Source organism: Heliomarina baculiformis, assembly GCF_019966545.1.
GTDB classification, from domain to species: domain Bacteria; phylum Pseudomonadota; class Alphaproteobacteria; order Rhodobacterales; family Rhodobacteraceae; genus Heliomarina; species Heliomarina baculiformis.
On record NZ_JAIMIC010000005.1, the window covers coordinates 199,014 to 219,497 of the forward strand.

19 protein-coding genes are annotated in these 20,484 nt (G+C 58.4%); 8 read left to right on the forward strand and 11 right to left on the reverse strand.

What is annotated here, in order from left to right; genetic code table 11:
- Nucleotides 1-30 precede the first annotated feature (30 nt).
- From tolA to MF268_RS13075, 6 genes are all read right to left on the reverse strand, one after another.
- Nucleotides 31-1,026: a cell envelope integrity protein TolA gene (gene tolA, locus MF268_RS13050; protein ID WP_238371304.1), complete on the reverse strand. Its 996-nt coding sequence runs from the start codon at nt 1,024-1,026 to the stop codon at nt 31-33.
- Nucleotides 1,023-1,415 carry an ExbD/TolR family protein gene (locus MF268_RS13055; RefSeq protein ID WP_238371305.1) on the reverse strand — a complete coding sequence of 131 codons (393 nt, stop codon included), beginning with the start codon at nt 1,413-1,415 and terminating at the stop codon, nt 1,023-1,025. The genes tolA and MF268_RS13055 overlap by 4 nt, the downstream gene beginning before the upstream one ends.
- Nucleotides 1,412-1,792 (reverse strand): ExbD/TolR family protein, encoded by a 381-nt coding sequence (locus MF268_RS13060; RefSeq protein WP_238371306.1) that lies wholly within the window; start codon nt 1,790-1,792, stop codon nt 1,412-1,414. Before MF268_RS13060 ends, MF268_RS13055 begins: the two co-directional genes overlap by 4 nt.
- Nucleotides 1,789-2,763, reverse strand: a complete 975-nt coding sequence (locus tag MF268_RS13065) for a MotA/TolQ/ExbB proton channel family protein (protein WP_238371307.1) — start codon at nt 2,761-2,763, stop codon at nt 1,789-1,791. Before MF268_RS13065 ends, MF268_RS13060 begins: the two co-directional genes overlap by 4 nt.
- Nucleotides 2,764-3,022: 259 nt before the next feature.
- Entirely contained in the window at nt 3,023-4,486 is a 1,464-nt protein-coding gene (locus tag MF268_RS13070) for a chemotaxis protein CheW (RefSeq protein WP_238371308.1), read from the reverse strand.
- Nucleotides 4,487-4,578: 92 nt separating this feature from the next.
- Nucleotides 4,579-5,490, reverse strand: a complete 912-nt coding sequence (locus MF268_RS13075) for a LysR family transcriptional regulator (RefSeq protein ID WP_238371309.1) — start codon at nt 5,488-5,490, stop codon at nt 4,579-4,581.
- Between the two features lie 97 nt (nt 5,491-5,587).
- Between MF268_RS13075 and MF268_RS13080 the strand changes: the two genes are divergently transcribed.
- The 7 genes from MF268_RS13080 to MF268_RS13110 all read left to right on the forward strand — a co-directional run bounded on the left by MF268_RS13080 (nt 5,588) and on the right by MF268_RS13110 (nt 13,826).
- Entirely contained in the window at nt 5,588-6,811 is a 1,224-nt protein-coding gene (locus MF268_RS13080) for an acyl-CoA dehydrogenase (RefSeq protein WP_238371310.1), read from the forward strand.
- A 326-nt stretch (nt 6,812-7,137) separates the two neighbouring features.
- A complete protein-coding gene (locus MF268_RS13085) occupies nt 7,138-8,856 on the forward strand; it encodes a class I adenylate-forming enzyme family protein (RefSeq protein WP_238371311.1) in 1,719 nt (572 codons plus the stop codon).
- Nucleotides 8,853-10,157 (forward strand): 3-hydroxyacyl-CoA dehydrogenase, encoded by a 1,305-nt coding sequence (locus MF268_RS13090; protein WP_238371312.1) that lies wholly within the window; start codon nt 8,853-8,855, stop codon nt 10,155-10,157. Before MF268_RS13085 ends, MF268_RS13090 begins: the two co-directional genes overlap by 4 nt.
- Nucleotides 10,158-10,161: 4 nt before the next feature.
- Nucleotides 10,162-10,941: an enoyl-CoA hydratase-related protein gene (locus MF268_RS13095; protein WP_238371313.1), complete on the forward strand. Its 780-nt coding sequence runs from the start codon at nt 10,162-10,164 to the stop codon at nt 10,939-10,941.
- A 50-nt stretch (nt 10,942-10,991) separates the two neighbouring features.
- Nucleotides 10,992-12,275, forward strand: a complete 1,284-nt coding sequence (locus MF268_RS13100) for an acyl-CoA dehydrogenase family protein (RefSeq protein ID WP_238371547.1) — start codon at nt 10,992-10,994, stop codon at nt 12,273-12,275.
- A 3-nt stretch (nt 12,276-12,278) separates the two neighbouring features.
- Nucleotides 12,279-13,052 carry an SDR family NAD(P)-dependent oxidoreductase gene (locus tag MF268_RS13105; RefSeq protein ID WP_238371314.1) on the forward strand — a complete coding sequence of 258 codons (774 nt, stop codon included), beginning with the start codon at nt 12,279-12,281 and terminating at the stop codon, nt 13,050-13,052.
- Nucleotides 13,053-13,055: 3 nt separating this feature from the next.
- Nucleotides 13,056-13,826: an SDR family oxidoreductase gene (locus MF268_RS13110; RefSeq protein ID WP_238371315.1), complete on the forward strand. Its 771-nt coding sequence runs from the start codon at nt 13,056-13,058 to the stop codon at nt 13,824-13,826.
- Between the two features lie 17 nt (nt 13,827-13,843).
- Here MF268_RS13110 and MF268_RS13115 read toward each other — a convergent pair whose 3' ends face one another.
- The 4 genes from MF268_RS13115 to MF268_RS13130 are packed head-to-tail and all read right to left on the reverse strand — an operon-like array spanning nt 13,844 to nt 18,971.
- On the reverse strand, nt 13,844-14,896 hold the full coding sequence (locus MF268_RS13115; protein ID WP_238371316.1) for an amidohydrolase family protein: 1,053 nt from the start codon (nt 14,894-14,896) through the stop codon (nt 13,844-13,846).
- A complete protein-coding gene (locus tag MF268_RS13120; RefSeq protein ID WP_238371317.1) occupies nt 14,893-15,771 on the reverse strand; it encodes an acyl-CoA thioesterase in 879 nt (292 codons plus the stop codon). The genes MF268_RS13115 and MF268_RS13120 overlap by 4 nt, the downstream gene beginning before the upstream one ends.
- Complete coding sequence (locus MF268_RS13125; protein WP_238371318.1) at nt 15,772-17,748, reverse strand: acetoacetate--CoA ligase; 1,977 nt, start codon at nt 17,746-17,748, stop codon at nt 15,772-15,774.
- The gene (locus tag MF268_RS13130; RefSeq protein ID WP_238371319.1) at nt 17,745-18,971 is read right to left on the reverse strand and encodes a serine hydrolase domain-containing protein; all 1,227 of its coding nucleotides are present in this window, start codon (nt 18,969-18,971) and stop codon (nt 17,745-17,747) included. The genes MF268_RS13125 and MF268_RS13130 overlap by 4 nt, the downstream gene beginning before the upstream one ends.
- A 161-nt stretch (nt 18,972-19,132) precedes the next feature.
- Here MF268_RS13130 and MF268_RS13135 point away from each other — a divergent pair, with 161 nt between their 5' ends.
- Nucleotides 19,133-19,738 (forward strand): glutathione S-transferase family protein, encoded by a 606-nt coding sequence (locus MF268_RS13135; RefSeq protein WP_238371320.1) that lies wholly within the window; start codon nt 19,133-19,135, stop codon nt 19,736-19,738.
- 44 nt (nt 19,739-19,782) lie between these two features.
- Here MF268_RS13135 and MF268_RS13140 read toward each other — a convergent pair whose 3' ends face one another.
- The gene (locus MF268_RS13140) at nt 19,783-20,484 is read right to left on the reverse strand and encodes an ABC transporter ATP-binding protein (RefSeq protein ID WP_238371321.1); all 702 of its coding nucleotides are present in this window, start codon (nt 20,482-20,484) and stop codon (nt 19,783-19,785) included.

Below are 20,484 nucleotides of genomic sequence, written 5' to 3' on the forward strand. Positions count from 1 at the left end.
CTTTGAGGTCTGCTGGCGGGCAACCGGAATTCAACGGAAATCCATCGGCAGCATGAACCCGTAGCTGGCATTGGTCAGCCCGGCCGGAGCAGAGGGCATCTTGCCGGATCGCGACACGGCCTGCAGCGCGGCCTGATCGAAAAGCGGGTTGCCCGAGGAACGGGCGACGGCCACTCGCAGAACCTGCCCTGACCGCGCGACGGTGATGTTGAGCACCACACGGCCTTCGCCCCGCGCGCCGCGCGGCGATCTTTTCCGCCGCTCAATTCGGGTGCGGATTTGCCCGCCCCATGTCGCCTCAAGACTGGCTTTCTGTGCATTGCTGAGCGTCGCAACCTTGGCACTACCGGAATTACCCGCCTGACTGGTTCCACCTGTACCGGCGGATTTCTGGGCATTCGATCCCGCCGATTCCGGTTTTGCGACGGGCGCGGGTTTGGCGGCCTTGCTAGGTTTCGGTTCCGGCTGCGCCTGCTCGATATTTTCTGGCCGTTGCTTGGGTCTACGGCTGGTTGCCGTGGCGGTTTCGGGAGGTCGTTCTTCGATATCCGGCTCTTCGACGACCTCCGCCGGCTCCTGCGGTTCTGGCTCGGCAATCTCTTCCACCGGTTCCGGTACAGGTTCGGGCTCCGCGACCTCCGGCTTGGGCTCTGATGGCCTTGGCGGCTCCGGTGAGTTCATGTCGACCTGCGGCATATCAGGGAGGTCCTGCTCCGCCGAGGGCAGGCTGATTGCGGCGCTGCGATCGGGCGCAAGGTCGAACTGAGTCTGTGGCCGGTCAGGGGTGACGTCCGGTTCGACGTTTTCGGGACTGGGTTGAGCCACCTGCGTGACCACGGGCGGCTGGGCCTCCCACTGCTCGACCATGGTTTCAACGCTGGCGTTGGCCGCGACAAGGCTGACCATCTCGGCCCCGCCTTCGCCACTGGCATTGGCGCCATCCTGCTCGTCGATTTCCATCACGAGCACGAGGTGCAAGGCGACGGACAAGGCGACGAAACCGGTGATCTCAAAATACCGCGTCATGGCTGAGCGACCACCAGCGACACATCCCGCAGCCCGGCGGCGGAGAGATTGCGAAGGAGCCGGGCGACATCGCTTGCCTTGGCCCCGGCATCGGCACGAAGTTGCGGGGCGGGCATACCATCCTCTGAGGCTTGCGAAAGCGCATCGATGGCTTCCTCGCCGCGCAACTCTTGAAACGCTATCTCACCTTCGGCCGACAAGTACATGATCGGGCTTGTTTCTGTGTCGCTGCCCTGTTCGGCCGTCGGCGGGGTCACCGGGAACGGTTCGGGCTGGCTGAGCCGCGAGGTCATCAGGAAGAACACCAGCAAAAGAAACACCACATTGATCATCGGCACGATGGATTCCGCACGCGGACGTCTTGGGGCAGGGCCGAGATCAAAGCTCATTCGACCAGCGTCAGCCGGGAAAACCCGGCGCTCCTCAGCTGTGCCGCAATGGTGACAAGCCGTTGCAGATCGGTTTCGTCACCGCCGCGCAGGATGATCAGGTCGTCAGGTCTTTTGGTCATGTCCTTCAGCGCCGCGATCAACAATTGGACGGAAACCTCGCGCCCGTTCAGTTGAAGGGCGTCGGGCTGGATATTGACAAGGCGTGGCGGCCCGGAATAGCCCGATCCGCCGGAGGCCAGCGGCAGGGGCAGCACCTGATCGACGCCAAACCGAGAGGCAAGCATGAAGAACACCAGCAACAGGAACACGACGTCGATCATCGGCGTCAGGCTGGGCTTGCGCCTTGGACGGCTCTTGGCAAGCGAGAGGGTCATTCAGCGGCGAGCTTCCGGCTCGATTCAGCGACGGTGACGGGCAGGGGGGCGATAAAGATGCGGGCCGCGAGATCCTCGATATCACGACGGATGCTGTCGATGGTTGCCTCGCACCATGTGAGCGCGGCAGAGGCGGGGATTGCAACGGCCATACCGGCAGCCGTGGTCAGGAGTGCCTCCCAGATACCACCTGCCAGAAGCGAGGGATCGGCGGAACTGCCCGCTTCCTGTAGCGCTTGGAAAGCCGAGATCATGCCCATGACCGTGCCGAGGAGCCCGAGCAGGGGGGCAATCGTCGCGATGAGTTCCAGCGCGCGCAGACCGTTTTCCTGTTTCGCGATCAGGTTCTTGGCAACACGGGCCACATCCTCGCGGGCGGCGGAGTCTTCGTGATGGATCCGCGCCTGCATCGCCGCGCGGGCAAGGCGGCTGCGGATGCCGCGACGCGTGCGGATGATGTCGAGAGCGATGCGGGTATCGCCGGATTCCCAGGCGGTTACTGCGCGGTTCGACATGCGCCTGGACCACGCACCGGCGAGGATAAACCGCCAGATTTTCCATAGGATAAGCGCGACAGTAATCACTGACAGCGCGGCAATTGCCCAAATCGACGGCCCGCCATCTATCAGAAAGCTGCGCGCACGATCGACTGCACCGACAAGTGTGTCCGCCTGCGGCGTGGCCACGGCTTCGTCTGCGCCAGCCGTTTCTATCGAGGGAGTGGCTGTGGAATGTTCGCTGGCCGCTTGCGATTCCATGGTAACTGGATCTGTGGTTGCATCAAGCGACGGCGGTGCGGTGACTGTTCCTCCGGTTTGCGGACGCTGAACATTGTCTGCCGGTGCCGGGCTTTGCAGGCCGGGCGTCTCGGTCGTGACCTCGGGCGCCGTTGACTGCGCCATCGCCGACAGGGGCGACAGAGAGATCAGGAAGACAAGCAGGGCGGGGCCTCTCACAAATCGGGTTTTCACGGTGCCAGCATCCCTTCTTGACAGCGGTTGCGGTGAGCGGGGCGTTCTGCTGTTGCGGCGCGTTTGCCCACGGTTTCGCTCATGCTACGGTGCGATTTTCGCCCTGCCTAGTAATATTGATAAAAATAGTCAAGTTTAGTGGCAGAAGAGAATTCCAGCCAATCGACCGGTGAGAATTGCCTGTGAAAGGTCAGTCGTCGGGGCGGATTGATTTGGATCGCGATGGCTGGGTCAAGCGCTTGTGATCGAATGGCTCGCTTCACATGGCGAACATGTCCTGCTGCTCCCGCGCATCTGGCGTGCAGTTTTCCTGATCGGTTGAGCGCTTTGGCCCGGGATCAATACCTTCGATCATCCGGGCGAAGTCGGTGATCGGGAGGAGGGTGCCATCGCGTCGGCGTCGGGCTACCAGAGCCTGACCCTGATCGTTACTTTCGACCACGTGGGCCTTGGCGATTTCCTCGCATCTTTCGATGGTGAAACCGAACATGCCCGGGCCGCGACGCACGATGAGTATGGCAGAGTCCTTGGCCAGCATATGTCCTTCGCGACCGAAAAGCCGGGCCGCGCAATAGATGGGTACGATTTGGCCGTGCCTCGTGATTGTTCCCATGTATCCGCTATGCGACGGGGATGACGAAAGGATATTTTCGGGTATTCTAATGATTTCAGAGGCTTGCAGGATAGGACAACAGGTTCTCATCCCGGCGAAGAACACGAGGTAAAGCTGTTGGGCACTGGTTCCCGCGCTGTCTGTCCGGGCAACGGCACTCTCCGCGATTGCTGTTCGGGAAAGGTTGAGAAGGGCGGGGTCTTTGCGGCAGGCCTTGACATCGACAATCAGGAATGAGCGACCCGTTTCATCGATATGAGCTCTTTCAAAGAACTGCGGCTTGCCAGAGATCACGGATGGGCAATCGGTAATCTGGTCGCTTCCGAGTTTGACCACGTTGTGAAACGTTTCAATTTCGAAGGCGATGAACCCGTCATCGGGAAAGCGGATAATGACACCGGCGGATTGTTGGGGAGACATGCGGCGTCCAAGCCCAAGGGCGCTGAGCGTATCAATCATGGGCACATCACGCCCGTGATAATGGACAACCCCGTCGCAAAATCCGACCGCGACCGGCGAGGGCGACAAGACCGATCGCGGATGCGTCGCCTCGACCTCGTCGGCGCGAAAGGCAAGGTCATGACCTGCGCAACTGCACAGCAGATACGTCTCATGGCTTTTTTGTCTCTCGGCCATCTGCTCTCTTGGTGGGACGCTGATGGAGGGCAGGCCCAGTGCGCCGAACAGATCGTTCGGCGACAGCAGCGAAACGACTGAATTGTCGAAGGTAAACACCATTTTCTCGTCGACATGCGGCGCGTTTTTGCACGCCCGCATGTCCGATGGATAGACATTGGCGATCCCGTGGATGGAATCGACGAGCAGTGCAACAAGCCGATCCTCGTGAGAGATAATGACCGCGACATCATCTTGCGGCGTGTCGTTCTGATTTAGCCCCAGAACAAGGCGCAGATCGACTAAGGGAATGGTGTCGTCGCGCAGGATCATAGTCCCCATAAGACCAGATCCGCCATAGGGGAGTTGGCTGAGATGCGCCGGTCGAGGCACGACTTCGCGCAGGAAATCTGAGGACAAAGCGACGAGCGTGCCTCCGACACGCAGAATGCCGTATGCGTGGCTGGCTTCGTGATCTTTCTGATCGTCGGTCATACCGGTGCTCTCGCGAAGGACCAGAGCGGGACTTCGAGGGCCCTTGTTAAACGCGCAGGTCCTAACCGGAAGTTAACCGTGGTGTCTGGGGCTTATCGGGGCAGGGGATCTTCGGGTTCCGCTTTACCCGTCAACCATTCCCGAAATGCAACGACCGCCGGATTGTTGGCGCGCGCGCGTGGCCAGACGAGGTAATAGGCCCCCCGCATTTCCACCGGGCCGCCGTACACCGGGACAAGCTTGCCCGTCGCGATTTCCTGTTCGACAAGGTAATCGGGCATCAAAGCCACGCCGATACCATGAAGCGCGGCTTGGGTAATGGTTGAGAATTGGTCATAGATCATTCCCGGCACCGCTTTGCCAAGGGGTGCGCCTTGGGCGTTGAACCATTCTGCCCAGGCCTTGGGGCGCGTTTTGATGTGCAGGAGGGGCAGGGCAAGAATGTCCTGCGGATTTGCCAGTGCACCATCGGGCACGAGTGAGGGCGCGGCAACGGCGATGACGGATTCATGCTTTAACAGGAGCCGGTCTGTGCCGGGCCAATCATCTGTACCGAAATATATCGCCGCATCAAGAGGTTCCGTTGCGAAATTGAACGGTTCAAGTCGCGTCGCCATGTTCAGAGTGACGTCGGGGTGCAGGCGCGCGAACTCGGGCAGGCGGGGCATCAGCCATCGCATACCGAACGTTGGCAATATTGCGAGATTGAGCGTGCCGCCGGTTGGCTGGACTTGAAGCCGCATCGAGGCACTAGTTATCTGCGTGAGGGCCTGCCGGATCTCGGCCGCATAATCCTTGGCAGCGGCCGTCAAGGTAAGCCGTTTCTGATCCCGCTGGACCATTTCCGTGCCCATCTGTTTTTCCAAAGCCTGCAACTGCCGGCTTACCGCGCTTTGGGTAAGAGAAAGCTCCTGTGCGACTGCAGAGGCGCTGCCAAGGCGATCAAGCGCTTCAAGTGCACGCAGGGAAGAAATGGAAGGCAGGAAACGTCGGGGTGTCAGCATGTATTCATTTTATTCATACTTACATGCGGAAGTCTTGCTGTTTTTCCGGTGATGAAACACTTATGATGCGCAAAACCAGATTTCGGAAGGAAAGCACATGAACGCGCCGACGCCATCGCTGAAACCAAAAGACGCGCCCGATCTTGGTCGGTTCGACTGGACCGATCCTCTGCGGCTTGAAGACCAGCTGACCGAAGACGAGCGGATGATCGCGGCCAGCGCGCGCGCTTATGCGCAGGAAAAGCTGCAACCGCGTGTGACCGCCGCCTATGAAAACGAAACCGTTGAGCCGGAAATCTTTCGCGAAATGGGCGAAATGGGGCTGCTGGGCGTTACAGTGCCCGAGCAATATGGCGGTATCGGCGCGGGCTATGTGAGTTACGGTCTTGTCGCGCGCGAAGTTGAGCGGGTCGATTCCGGTTATCGATCCATGATGTCGGTTCAGTCCTCGCTCGTCATGTACCCGATCTATGCTTATGGGTCGGAAGAGCAGCGTGAGAAGTATCTGCCGAAACTGTCCAGCGGTGAATACATCGGCTGTTTCGGTTTGACCGAACCCGACGCAGGCAGCGACCCGGCGGGTATGAAAACCCGCGCCGTCAAGACCGACTCGGGTTATCGGCTTAACGGCTCCAAGATGTGGATCTCGAACGCGCCGATCGCGGATGTCTTTGTTGTCTGGGCAAAATCCGAAGCCCACGGCGGTAAAATCCGTGGCTTTGTCCTTGAAAAAGGTATGAAGGGGCTGTCGGCGCCGAAGATCGAGAACAAGATGTCGCTGCGGGCGTCGGTGACCGGCGAGATCGTGCTCGACAATGTTGAAGTCGGCGAAGATGCGCTGCTGCCGCATGTGGAGGGTCTGAAAGGACCGTTCGGCTGTCTGAACCGCGCGCGTTACGGGATCAGCTGGGGCGCGATGGGCGCGGCCGAAGCTTGCTGGCATGCGGCGCGGCAGTACGGTCTGGACCGTCACCAGTTTAACCGTCCGCTGGCGCAGACGCAGCTTTTCCAGCGCAAGCTGGCAGACATGATGACCGAGATTTCGCTGGGCCTGCAATCATCGCTGCGGGTGGGACGTCTGATGGACGAGGCGAATGCCGCGCCGGAAATGATTTCGATCGTCAAGCGCAACAACTGCGGCAAGGCGCTGGATATTGCGCGCATGTCGCGTGACATGCACGGCGGCAACGGCATCAGCCTCGAGTTCCAGGTTATCCGGCACATGATGAACCTTGAGACCGTGAACACCTATGAGGGGACGCATGATGTCCATGCCTTGATCCTTGGGCGAGCTCAGACCGGATTGCAGGCATTCTTCTGATCCTATCGAAACAGGGATCGATATTTGCGAAGGCCGGTGTGATGCACCGGCCTTTGTTTTCTTTGGGGGGCATTTATTCCGGGAGAAGGCCAACGCGCATCCCCACCAGTACATCGTATAATTGGTGTTATGTAAACCGCGGGTGTACGTATTGCGGAATACAATTCCGACAAGCGGTATTGCAGTCTCTGAAAAGATGGTTACCATTTTTTCGAGGAGAGTCGCAGCCTGCAATCCCCCGAGTGATTGATTGCGCTGCGCATGGGAGGAAATCGAATGCTAGCAGATGTCGCGCTCGCTGCCGAGTGTCGCAGCGAAAACGCCTTATGACTTCAGCTTTGAGTTTTCAGGAAGCTGCACGTCAGGTCGTGACAAACAACCCGCAGTACGCGGTTGAAGAAGCCGAGATCCGTGGCGTCACCTACCGGGTATTCAAATCCATTCCGCGGCACATGCGCGATTTTCTGCAACGCGTGCGGCCGCTGTTCGACGATGGCTCGGCCAACTATATCACGTTTAACGGCGAAACCTGGACCTTTGATGAGTTCTGTAATGACATCAAGGCGATGGCACTGGTTCTGGAAAAGGACATCAAGATAGCCAAAGGACAGCCGGTTGCCGTTGCCATGCGTAATTGCCCCGAGATGCTGATCCTTATGATGGCGATTACCTCTGTCGGCGGTGTCATCGTTTTCCTCAATGGCTGGTGGACGACCGAAGAACTTTCCTATGCGATTGAGGACAGCGGTGCAAAAATTGTCTTTGCCGACGGTGAAAGATGTAATCGTATCAGACCTTTGCTGGATAAGTTTGATCTCACTCTGGTTGGCGTTCGCGATGGCGATGCCGGCGATGAGAAAAGCTATGCGGCGCTGAAGGATGGCGTTGGGTCGGCGGATTGGTCCGAACGGGAAATCGATACCGACGATGACATGGCGATCATGTATTCCTCGGGGACGACTGGTCAGCCCAAAGGCGTGGTGCAGACGCATCGGGGCGCACTTAACGCAGTATATACGTGGCTGATGCAGCCCGAAATCGCAGCGATCTTGACGCCACCTCTGGAGCCGGTGGATGAGCCCCCTCGCCCATGCGCCCTTATCGTGACGCCCTTGTTCCACGTGACCGCTACGCATCCGATGTTTTTGCTCAGTCTTGCCGCCGGTGGCCGTGTCATCCTGATGGAGAAATGGAACGCCGAGAAAGCCGCCGAGCTTATAGTTTCGGAAAAAGTTACGCGTTTTCTGGGGGTTCCCACGCAATCGGCGGATCTTCTTGCCGTTGCACGGCGTGAGGGTCTGTCTTTTCCGACGCTCCAATATCTGGGCGCTGGCGGCGCAAAGCGTCCTGCGGCACAGGTCGACGGGCTGGCCGAGGCATTTCCCGAGGCTCAGATTGCTACCGGCTGGGGCATGACCGAAACAAATGCAAACGGAGTCGGTTTTGCCGGAGAAGAATACCTGTCTCATCCCGGCGCGACGGGTCGTCTTTATCCACCTGTCCAGGATATGAAACTGCTCGACGATCTGGGCAATGAGGTTCCGCAAGGCGAAGTCGGGGAAATCACTGTCAAAAGCCCCTGTAACATGCGGTGCTATCTGAACAAACCCGAAGCGACCGCTGAAATCCTCACGGAAGGATGGCTGAAGTCCGGCGATCTGGGTATGATGGATGAAGATGGCATCATAACCATCGTAGATAGAAAGAAAAACATCATCATACGCGGGGGCGAGAATATCGCCTGCCTCGACGTAGAGGGCGCATTGCACAGGCATCCCGACGTGGTCGAAGCCTGCGCGTTCTCGATACCGGATGAACGGCTGGGTGAGGTGGTCGGCGCCGGGTTGCGTTTGCGCCCTGGGGCTCGATTAGAAATTGGCGAACTAGCCGCCTTTCTTGCCCCGCATATTTCAAAGTTCAAGATACCCGAGAGGATATGGACCTTTGACACCGCCCTGCCCCGCGGCACGACGGATAAGCTGGATCGGCGCGAATTGCGTCGGATCTGCCTAAACGAACTCAATGAAAAAACGGAGCTTGCATGAACGAACCAACACAGGAAGAGATCGGAAGCTATACTGCCGAAGCTGGAAAAGCTGCCTGGAACGTGCCGGGTATCGATGCCTCGACGCCGCGGCGTGAAATCCGCACTGTCGGTGTCATCGGCGCCGGGACCATGGGCGGCGGCATTTCGATGAATTTCGCGACGGCGGGCTTTGACGTTACGATTGTGGAAACCAAGCAGGAAGCGTTGGATCGCGGATTAAGTGTCGTGCACGCAAACTATCAGCGCAGTGCAGACAAGGGCCGGTTTCCGCAAGATGAGGTCGACACCCGTATGGCCCGTTTTGACGGGAAACTGTCGATCGAAGCGCTAGCTGATTGCGATCTGGTCATCGAGGCTGTGTTCGAGGACATGGAGCTCAAGCGCAAGATCTTTACTGAGCTTGACCGAGTGATGAAGCCCGGCGCGATCCTTGCCACGAACACCTCGGCGCTGGATATCGACGAGATCGCCGGGATGACGAAGCGGCCCGAAGACGTTATTGGGCTGCACTTCTTTTCGCCCGCTAACGTTATGAAATTGCTGGAAATCGTTCGTGCCGAGAAAACTGCGGATGACGTGGTCGCCACTTGTATGGATCTGGCGAAGACGATCAACAAGATCGCCGTTCTGGTCGGTGTATGCCCGGGGTTCGTTGGAAACCGCATTCTCTTTGCACGGCAGAAGCAGGCGAACAAGCTGGTGTATCAGGGCGTCATGCCTTGGGACGTGGATGCCGCGCTGAACGCGTTCGGGTTCCGCATGGGGCCTTTCCAGATGTCGGATCTGGCGGGACTGGATATCGGTTGGTCGAAGGGCGCCAAGACTGCGAACCCGATCCGGGACGCACTGTGCGAGATGGATCGCCGCGGGCAAAAGACCAAGGCGGGTTATTACGATTATGATGACGCGCGCACGCCGATCCCGTCGGATGTGACCGCCAAGATCATCCATGACATCACCGGGGCCGAGCCCAGCACAATGGCGCAGGATGAGATCATAGAAATCTGCATCTATCCGATGATCAACGAGGCCGTGAAGATCCTTGAAGAGAACAAGGCGCAGCGGCCATCGGATATCGATGTTGTCTGGCTGAATGGCTATGGCTGGCCCGCCGACAAGGGCGGCCCGATGTTTTACGGCGATATGGTCGGCGCGCAGGCCGTTCTGGACCGAATGGAAAAGCTCGCCGCCGATGATCCGGAATTCGCGCCGGCGGAAACACTCAAGAAGCTGGCCGCCGAAGGTGGCAAGTTCACCGATATCGATACAGGCGGTCTGAAAACCGACAAGGGGGCATAAATCCATGGCATATGAATTCATCAAGACCGAGAAGAAAGGTCACATTCTAGTCGTGACCATGAACCGACCCGAGGTTTACAATGCCGTCCACTCCGAGATGCATCACGAGATGTCGGATTGCTGGGATGAATTTGCGGCGGATGAAGACCTTTGGGTCGCGGTTCTGACCGGCGCAGGCGACAAGGCCTTTACCGCCGGTAACGATCTCAAGGCGACCAATGAGGGCGGAAGTAAGAAAGGTCTGCCCGACAGCGGTTTCGCCGGTTTGTCCTCGCGCTTTGATCTTGAGAAACCCTTGGTAGCAGCGGTCAACGGGTTCGCCATGGGCGGCGGTTTCGAAACCGCGCTTTCCTGCGATATTATCGTGGCCTCGGAAAACGCCAAGTTCGCCCTGCCCGAAGTCAAAGTCGGCTTCTTTGCCTCCGCCTCGGGAGTTCAGCGTTTGTCGCGCTATATCGGGCGCCTTGCCGCGCAGGAGATGATGTTTACCGGCCGCACAATCGACGCGCAAGAAGCGCTTAAGCTTGGATGCTGCAACGAGGTTGTGGCCCATGAAAGGGTGATGGAGCGCGCGATGGAAGTTGCCGAACAGCTTTGCACCGTGTCGCCGTCTTCGATCAAGGCGACCAAGCGTATCCTGAACAGCATGGCCGTGGCCGATGGTCTTCCCGAAAGCCTGCAATATTCGCGTGAGGTTCAGGCCGATCTGGCCAAGACCGAAGACTTCAAGGAAGGCGTCCAGGCCTTTGTCGAAAAACGCAAACCCGAATGGAAAAACCGCTAAGTCAGCGAAAGGAACAATTCAGTATGTCATTGGCAAAACATCCCCCGGAGATGAACGACCTGCGCATGTCCGAAAAGGCGCGCCCGCTGCTTGAGGCGGTCATCAAGCATATCGCCGAAAACGTCGATCCGATTACCGAGGAATTCTATCGTCTGGGTGAGGGGCGTGAAGATCGCTGGTCTTATGCGCCGGGCCAGCTCGAGCTGCTCGAAACAGCCAAGAAGAAAGCACGGGAAAGCGGTCTTTGGAATTTCTTCCTGCCGAATTCGGAAACCGGCGAAGGCCTGAGCAATCTCGACTATGCTTACATCGCGGCGGAATTGGGTAAAAACCCGCTGGCCTCGGAGACGCTGAACTGTTCTGCGCCTGACACCGGCAACATGGAAGTGCTGGAACGTGTTGGCACGCCCGAGCAGAAGGAAAAGTGGCTGAAGCCCCTGCTCGCCGGTGAAATCCGCTCTGCCTATGCGATGACGGAACCGGATGTGGCTTCTTCGGACGCCAAGAATATCGCGACGAGCGCGGTGCTTGAGGGCGATGAATGGGTTATCAACGGCGAGAAATTCTATATCTCCGGTGCCGGAGATCCGCGCTGCAAGATCATGATAACTATGGTGAAAACCTCGCCCGAGGCGGAAACCTTCAAGCAGCAAAGTCAGATCCTCGTGCCCATCGATACGCCCGGCGTAACCATCGTTGGTCCGATGCGCGTGTTTGGCCATGACGATGCGCCACATGGCCATATGCATATCAAGTTCGAAAACGTGCGTGTTCCCAAGGATAACATCCTGTTGGGTGAAGGGCGCGGTTTCGAGATTTCCCAGCTACGCCTTGGGCCGGGACGGATTCACCACTGCATGCGCTCGATCGGATCGGCGGAAAAGGCGCTGGACATGATGCTGGATCGGTCGCTGAACCGGAAGGCGTTTGGCAAGCGCATCGTCGATCTTGGCAAGAACATGGAAACTATTTCTCGCGCGCGTATCGATATCGAGGCGATGCGGATGATGGTTCTGAAAGGCGCCAAGGCGATGGACGTGCTGGGCAACAAGGAAGCCCGAATCTGGGTTTCGGCGGTCAAGGCGCTGGTGCCTGAGAAAGCCTGTCAGATCATCGATCAGGCGATGCAGGTGCATGGTGCCGCAGGTCTGTCGCAATGGTTCCCTCTGTCCGAGATGTATGTCGGCCAGCGGACGCTGCGTTTTGCCGATGGTCCGGACGAGGTGCACCACCACGTCGTCGCCCGTGCCGAAGTGCAGGGTTATCAGGATTCCAACGACCGCAAGGCCCGTGTCGCGCGCTCGGTCGGTGGCCGCATGTTCGAGGGGCCGTAAGAAATGCGCGAACTTTTCGATCTTACGGGACGCGTCGCGCTGTTGACGGGCGCGTCCAAGGGCATGGGGCTTGTCATGGCGACGGCCCTTGCCGATCACGGCGCCAAGGTGGTGATCTCTGCGCGCAAGCAGGACCAGCTTGACGAGGCTGCCGCCAGGATCAACGAAACCGTCGGCGCGGATCGCGCCGTCGGGATCGCCTGTAACGTTGGCTACAAAGAGCAGCTTGAAGCGCTGGTTGCCGGGGCGCGGGAAAAGGCTGGCCCGATTGACATCGTCGTTGGGAATGCCGGGGTGAACCCTTACTACGGGAAAACCTCGGAAATACCTGATGAAGCGTATGAAAAAACAATGCGCGCCAATGTACAGGCCAATCTTTGGCTGGCCAAGATGGTGGTGTCGGACATGGTGTCCAAAGGCACTGGGTCGATGATGTTCACCTCTTCCATCGGGGCGTTCAAACCGTCGGAAACGCTGGGCACCTATGGCATGTCGAAACTGGCGCTGATAGGGCTTGTGAGGAACCTCGCGGCAGAGTTTGGCCCCGACGGCATCCGGTTCAACGCAATCTGTCCGGGGCTGGTGAAAACTGATTTTGCCCGCGAACTCTGGGATAATCCCGAGGTCGAGGCCCGTATAAACAAGAGCATTCCGCTGCGCCGGCTGGGTGAGCCAGAGGATTTCGCGGGTATCGCGGTCTACCTCGCGTCGGATGCCAGTCGTTATATGACCGGTCAGGCGCTCACCGTTTGTGGCGGCTCTAACATGTGGACTTAAGCAATGGAACTAAAAGATAAAATTATCGTCGTCACCGGGGCCGCCAGCGGAATCGGCAAGGCGATGGCCATCCGCTTTGCCGCCGAGGGCGCAAAGCAGGTAATCTGCGCCGATCTCAATCTTGCCGGTGCCGAGGCAACAGCCAGTGAAATCAACGGCATCGCTTTTGAGGTCAACGTGGCGCGCGAGGCAGAAATCTCGGGCCTGATTGAAAAGGTCGAAGCCGAGATCGGCCCCATCGACCTGTTCTGTTCCAACGCGGGCATCCTTACCGTCGGCGGTATGGAAGTTGCCAACGAAGACTGGCAGCGGATCTGGGAGGTGAACGTGATGGCGCATGTCTGGGCCGCACGTCATCTTGTCCCTAGGATGATCGAGCGCGGCGGCGGTTACTTGCTGAATACGGCATCGGCCGCGGGTCTGCTGAACCAGGTCGGCTCGGCCCCCTATGGTGTGACCAAGCACGCGGCTGTGGGCCTTGCGGAATGGCTTGCGCTGACCCACGGCGATAACGGGATCAAGGTTTCGGTGCTCTGCCCGCAGGCGGTCCGGAGCGAAATGACCCGTGGCCGAGAAGACGGCGTGGCCTCAATGGATGGCATGCTGGAGCCGGAGCCCGTGGCCGAAGCCTGCGTGCGGACCATCCGCGAGGAGACATTCCTTGTTCTGCCTCATCAGGAAGTTCTGGCCTATATGCGCAAGAAAACCGAGAACTACGACCGTTGGATCGGCGGGATGCGCAAGCTGAACCGTCAGTACGGCAAGCTGAAATGACCTATCGGCCGTCCGCTTCAGGCGGGCGGCAGGCCATATGTGGCGCGGGCTGTCCCGGCAAATAGTAAATCCTGAGACTCTGCATCAAGCTCAGCCGCCAGTTTCTTGAAAAAATTCCACAGTACAGCATAGCTGACTGATACGCGGTCGACCGGGAAATTGCTTTCAAACATGCAGCGTTCTGGGCCGAAATCAGCGATCATGTGTCGGTACCACCGCCCTTGCAGGTCGAGCAATTCATCGGATCCGGGGGGCTTGGTACGGTCCATAAAGCCAAACCCGTTGTCGGGCATCGCCAGCCCGCCGAGTTTTGCGCGCAGGTTCGGGCAATCTGCAAGTTCGGCCATATCTTCCTGCCACAGATCGAAAATCTCGTCGTGCTTGCCGGTGAAGCGACCTACACCCAATGGCGTGCCAAAATGGTCGAGGATGATCGTCGTCTCGGGTACCGCGCGGACCATATCGAGGAAGTCGCGGTTCTGATGATGGTAGTGCCACGTATCGTAGGTCAGGCCGCGTTTGCCCAGATGCGACAGGCCGCGCCGAAAGGCGGGATCGCTGTACTGACCCTTTGCGCCTCTCCCCGGGATCATCAGGCTGGCGCGATCTTCGTCGCGGGCGCCGGAATGGCGGATGCCTTTCAAGAGCCCCTGCCCGGCCTTTTCATGCGCATCCAGTGCCTCGTCCAGTTTCTCTGTCGGCAAGGTCAGATCGACATGCGCGACGATACCCGCGATCTGTGCTCCTCCTTGTGGCATCTCGGACGCCATCCGTGCGACGTTCGCGGTTTCAGCCACCGATTGCAGATGCTCCGGCGCGGTGACGTCCCAGTAAGAGCGGCATTCGATATAGACGGTTTGAACAACGTTATGTCCTGCACTGGTATCACGGAGCAGCTGTTCAGTTTCATAAACCGCCGGATTATCCTTTGTCCCGTGCACCCAGAGATGATGATGCGGATCGACGATTTGGCGATCCGGATCGATGATCTCTTCCCGCGTCAGTGCGAGCCACTCGTCACGCAGTTCGATTCCCGGGCGCCATCCGGGATAGCGCCCGCCCGCGTTCACTTGCGCGCTTCCGCTGGCTTGTACCGGCGCACCAGCCCTTCCTGAGCTACGCTGGCGACCAGCTTGCCGTTCTGATCGAATATCTTGCCGCGGTTAAAGCCGCGACCGCCACCGGTAAAGGGCGCATCCATCGCATAAAGGTGCCATTGGTCGAAATGGATCGGCGCGTGAAACCACATGGCGTGGTCAAGGCTTGCCGGGACGACGCCGCCCTTGAGCCAGCTTAGTCCGTGAGGACGCAAAGACGACCCAAGCAAGTTCATGTCGGAGGCATAGGCGAGATAGCAATGCTGAAGCTTGGCATCGTGCCCTTCTGCCGCCGGCATCCGGAACCACATGCAGTTTTCATCGTCCATCGGCGCTGGTTCCAGCATGTTCTGCGGATTGACTTCGCGTACTTCGATGGGACGCGGGCGCGCAAAGAACTTGGCCTGTTTTGGGTCGAGTTTCTCGGCATCCTTGGCGCGAAGCTCTGCCATGCTGGGCAGCCCGTCGGGAGCGGGTACATCGGGCATCTTGTGCTGATATTCCCAGCCCTCTTCCGGTTCGTGGAACGAGGCCGAGAGGTTCAGGATTTGCTTGCCATGCTGAATGGCGATGACGCGTCGGGTGGTAAAGCTGCCGCCGTCGCGTGCCCGATCGACTTCGTAGATAACGGGTATTTTCGGATCGCCGGGCCGGATGAAATAGGCGTGAAGCGAATGGCAGGTCCGGTCGGGCACTGTCAGATAGGCGGCCATCAGTGCCTGTGCGATAACGTGCCCGCCAAAGATGCGGATTTCGGTCTCTCCCCCCGAGCCGATGCCGCGAAACAGATCGACTTCCAGTCGTTCAATATCGAGCAGGTTCTGTATTTCCGCTGAGGGATCAGACATCTAGTTTTCTTTCTTCATGTTGTCGTTCAAAGTTTTCGCATAAACGATAAAGGTGTCGAAACTTTCCGGGTTGGCCATCGAATCCCGATTGACGATTTTATCCGGGTCGCCGCCAAGCAGAAGCTTCTTCACCGGAACTTCCAGCTTCTTGCCCGAAAGAGTGCGCGGAACTTCGGCAATTTCGATCATTTCGTTTGGGACGAACCGTGCGGATACGGCGGCACGAATGGCATCGCCGATCTTAGTTTTCAGGGCGTCATCTAGCGTGACACCCTCCGCGGGGACGACAAACAGCGGCATAAAGCTGTCGCGACCGAGGAATTCAAGATCGACGACCAGCGAGTCCATCACTTCGGGGAGGCCTTCGACGGCCTGATAGATTTCCGCGCTGCCCATGCGCAGACCGCGCCGATTGATTGTAGCGTCAGAGCGGCCGTAAATCACCGATCCACCGGTATCGGTGAACTCGATCCAGTCGCCGTGACGCCAGACCCCCGGATAGGTATCGAAGTAACTTTCATGCAGACGCGAGCCGTCCGTATCCCCCCAAAAGAACAGTGGCATCGAAGGGAGCGGTTCCGTGCAGACAAGTTCGCCTACCTGTCCGTTGATTTCATCGCCGCTTTCATCGAATGCGCGGACGGCGTTGCCAAGCAGACGGCATTGCATTTCACCCATCCGGACGGGCATCATCGGATTGCCCCCGACAAAGGCACCGGCAAGGTCGGTGCCGCCCGAGATTGGCGCCAGCCAGACATCCGGCTTCACCGCGTCGTAGATCCAGCGATAGGCGTCATCGGACAGTGGTGAGCCCGTTGAGCCCAGCGAGCGCAGCGCGCTCAGGTCGACGCTGTCCCTTGGCCGGATTCCCGCCTTAAGACAGCCTGCATAAAACGCGGCCCCTGCGCCAAGATAGGTAAGATCTTCCTCTGCCGCGAAACGCCAGAGCGCCAGCATATCAGGGTTATTCGGCGCTGCATCAAACAGAGCTACCGTCGCGCCAAGACCAAGGGCGGTGAACTGCGAATTCCACATGATCCAGCCAGAAGAAGTCAGCCAGCAGAACCTGTCTTTGTCACTTAGGTCCTGATGCAGGCTTTGCTTGGACGACTCGAGCAGTATGCCGCCGTGGCCGTGTACGATCGGCTTTGGATTGCCTGTTGTCCCGGAGGAATAGACTACCCAGAGCGGATGTTCGAAATCGACCGGAACGGGAGAAAATTCAACATCTTCCCCGGTCAGAGTGCCCCAGGAAATCGCGCCTTCTGGAAGGTCGCCAATCACCGGAAGCATCACCAGATGTTCCAAGGTTGGCAGGCCCTTGGCTGTCGTGGCGATCAGCTCTCCCCGGTCGATACGCTTGTTGTTATGAACATAACCGTCCTGCGCGATGAGGACTTTCGGCTCGATCTGCCGGAACCGGTCCAGAATAGCGACGCCACCCATATCGGGCGCACAGAGCGACCAGATGCCTCCAAGGCTGACAGTGGCAAGACAGGCAATGATCGCGGTTTCGGTATTGGGGAGGACGGCAACCACCCGGTCGCCCTGCCCGACCCCCATATCTGACAGATGCTTTGCAACGCTGGCGACCTGCCGCTCGAGTTCTTTCCAGCTTAACTCCTTACGCTCGAAGGTTTCCGAATGAACGATCAGGGCGGGTTTGTCCGGCGTTTTCCGGGCCTGCCGGAGTGTTACTTCGGCAAAGTTCGTTTTGACGCCGGGAAACCACTTGGCCCCGGGCATTTTGCGATCGGTGATGACCTCATCCACTTCATCGGCGCTTCCGATTTCGAAATAGGTCCAGATCGCGCGCCAGAAATTGTCGAGATCGCTCGTGCTCCATCGCCAAAGTGCATCGTAATCATCGAATGTCAGGCCATATTCCTGTTCGATCCAGCGGATGAAATGGGCCATCGTGCTGGCCTCGGCGCGCTCGGGCGAAGGGGTCCAGAGGATTGGACGTTCGGTGGTCATTCCGTGATCGCTCCATGGACCAGCGCTTTCAATTCTGCCCGACAGGGATAAGAGCTGGAAGGCGTCAGCTGGGTGAAGAAGACGCAGCTGAGATCAAGGACCGGATCGACCCAGAACATGGTCGAGGCCATGCCGCCCCAGCTGAAGTCACCGACATTGCCTGGAACGCGGACCCGGCCGGGATCAAGGACAACCGATCCGCCGAGACCGAAGCCCATGCCTTCCATCGGCTGTTCGGCAAAGCTCTTCGGGCCCATCGAGGCGATGTCGCCGGGCAGATGGTTGCGCATCATGAACGACAAGGTATGCGGGCTGAGCAGGCGACCACCCTCGCAACTGCCTCCGCGACGAAGCATTTCGATGAATGCCATGTAGTCGTCGAGTGTTCCGACCAGACCGCCACCGCCGGAGAAACAGGTGGTGCTTTCAAACGGCGATTTGCCTGCGCGGTCAACCCGACGCAGCGTATTACCTTCGCCCTTTGCCGCGTTGAGCGCCATACCGTTGCCTTCGAGCGGGGTATAGAGAGACGCGAAACGATCGCCGACATGAGCGGGAACAGTGAAAGCGGTTTCGTTCATGCCGAGCAGGTCGAAAATTTCGGTTTTAAAGAACGCATCGAGCGACTTGCCGGAAACGACCTCGACCACCCGGCCCAGGATATCGATGGAAACCGAGTATTCCCAATGGCGTCCGGGCTTGAACGCAAGTGGTAGTGCCGCTGTTCGATCCGTCATTTCCTCTAGGCTGCTATCATTCGCCCGGAATAGGATCTTGTGTTCATCCATCGCCTTACCCAGCAAGCCCGGGTTGAACGGATAGCTCAGCCCGCTGGTGTGGGTCAGTAGATGGTGCAGTGTCGGGCTGGGCGAGGGTTCGGTCTGTTCAAGTGTTTTCGCGCCTTCAACCAGCGCTTGCATGCCACTGAATGCAGGGATGAATTCCGAAACGGGCGCATCAAGATGAAACAGCCCTTTCTCGGCGAGCATCATAATTGCGACAGAGGTGATCGGCTTGGTCATCGAATAGATGCGCGCCACCGTATCCCGTTCGAACGGTAGATCGTCCTCGACGTTTCTTTTGCCGGCGGCGTTAAAGTAAACCTCTTCGCCATGCCGCTTTATCAGGACCGAACTGCCCGGAAACTTGCGTTCCGAAACATAGCGTTCCATCCAGTCGGCGATACGATCCAGACGTTCTTTGTCGAACCCGGCAGTTTGCATGTTACACTCCCCTCGGCCGGGCATTTCCGTGCGTTGCGCATCGGGCGCATAGTGGTCCGGAATTGACGGCTTTACATGTTAACGGTACATATCACGAGCACCGTGCACGAGCTGAACTTGCCATGCAAGCCACTCGGGTTAAAGCGAAAACAGGGGGATTTATGAAACTATACTTTGCCGCAAATACGCGGGCGATCCGGATTGCCTGGCTTTTCGAAGAGCTTGGAATGGACTATGAACTCGTCCCGTTCACATTGGGCGACAAGTCCATGCGCGAACCGGATTACCTTGCGGTCAATCCGAACGGTCGTGTGCCAACCATCGTCGATGGCGATGTGACGATTCACGAATCCGGCGCCATCGTCGAATACGTCCTTGCGCGATATGGGAATGGGCGGCTCATCCCTGCGCAGGAGAGCCCGGAATTCGCCGAGTATCTGCAATGGCTGCACTATGCCGAGGGCATGATTATGCCGCAGATCAACGTGATCATGGTGGAAACTGTGTTCCTTCCGCCCGAACGTCGCAACGAGACTAACGTCAAACGGGCGACCAAGCTTTTGAACAACATGCTGAAAGCCGTTGATGCAGCGCTTGAAGGCAAAGAGTATCTGGCGGGTGAATTCTCGGGCGCGGATATCATGTGCGGTCAGGCCGTCATCGTTTCTGACCGTCTTGGGGCCGACCTTTCGGACAAGCCTAATCTCAAGCCGTATATCGACCGTCTCAAGGCGCGTCCCGCCTTTCAAAAGGCCGCATCGCTTTGAAATGAAAAGGCCCCGGAATTCGGGGCCTTTCGTTTTGCTAAGGCTCAGACTTCGAGCCATTCCTTGCGCACATCCTCGCGGGCTTTCAATTCCTGCGGCGTGCCTTCGAAAACGACTTTGCCATGGCCCATCACATAGACCCGGTGAGCGATGTCCAGCGCGATGGAAAGTTTCTGTTCCACCAGCAGGGTCGAGATCCCGCGTTTGGCGATTTCCTGCAAAAGTTCGGCCACTCGCTGAACCATCTGGGGCGAAAGCCCTTCGGTCGGTTCGTCGATCATGACAAGATCTGGATCGCCCATGAGCGTCCGGCACATGGTCAGCATCTGCTGTTCGCCGCCGGAGAGCACTGAGGCTTCGACATCGGCCCGATTGTCGAGGTTCGAAAACAGGTTGAACATGTCCTGCATCGACCAGCGTCCGGCGCCATCCTTTTGTCCGGGCTTAAGACCAAGGATCAGGTTCTGCCGGGTGGTTAGCCCGGGAAAGATATCCCGGTTTTCAGGCACGTAGCCGACGCCAAGGTTGGCGATCTCAAACGCTTTTTTCCCGGCAATCTCCTGTCCCTTGAACACGACCGACCCGACAGGCGACACCTCCCCCATAACGGCCTTGCAGGTTGTCGACCGTCCAACCCCGTTGCGGCCCAATAGCGCGACGATCTCGCCCTCTTGGATGTTGAGGTTCACCCCCTGAAGAATATGGGATTTGCCGTAGTAGGCATGCATGTCTCTGACTTCCAGCAT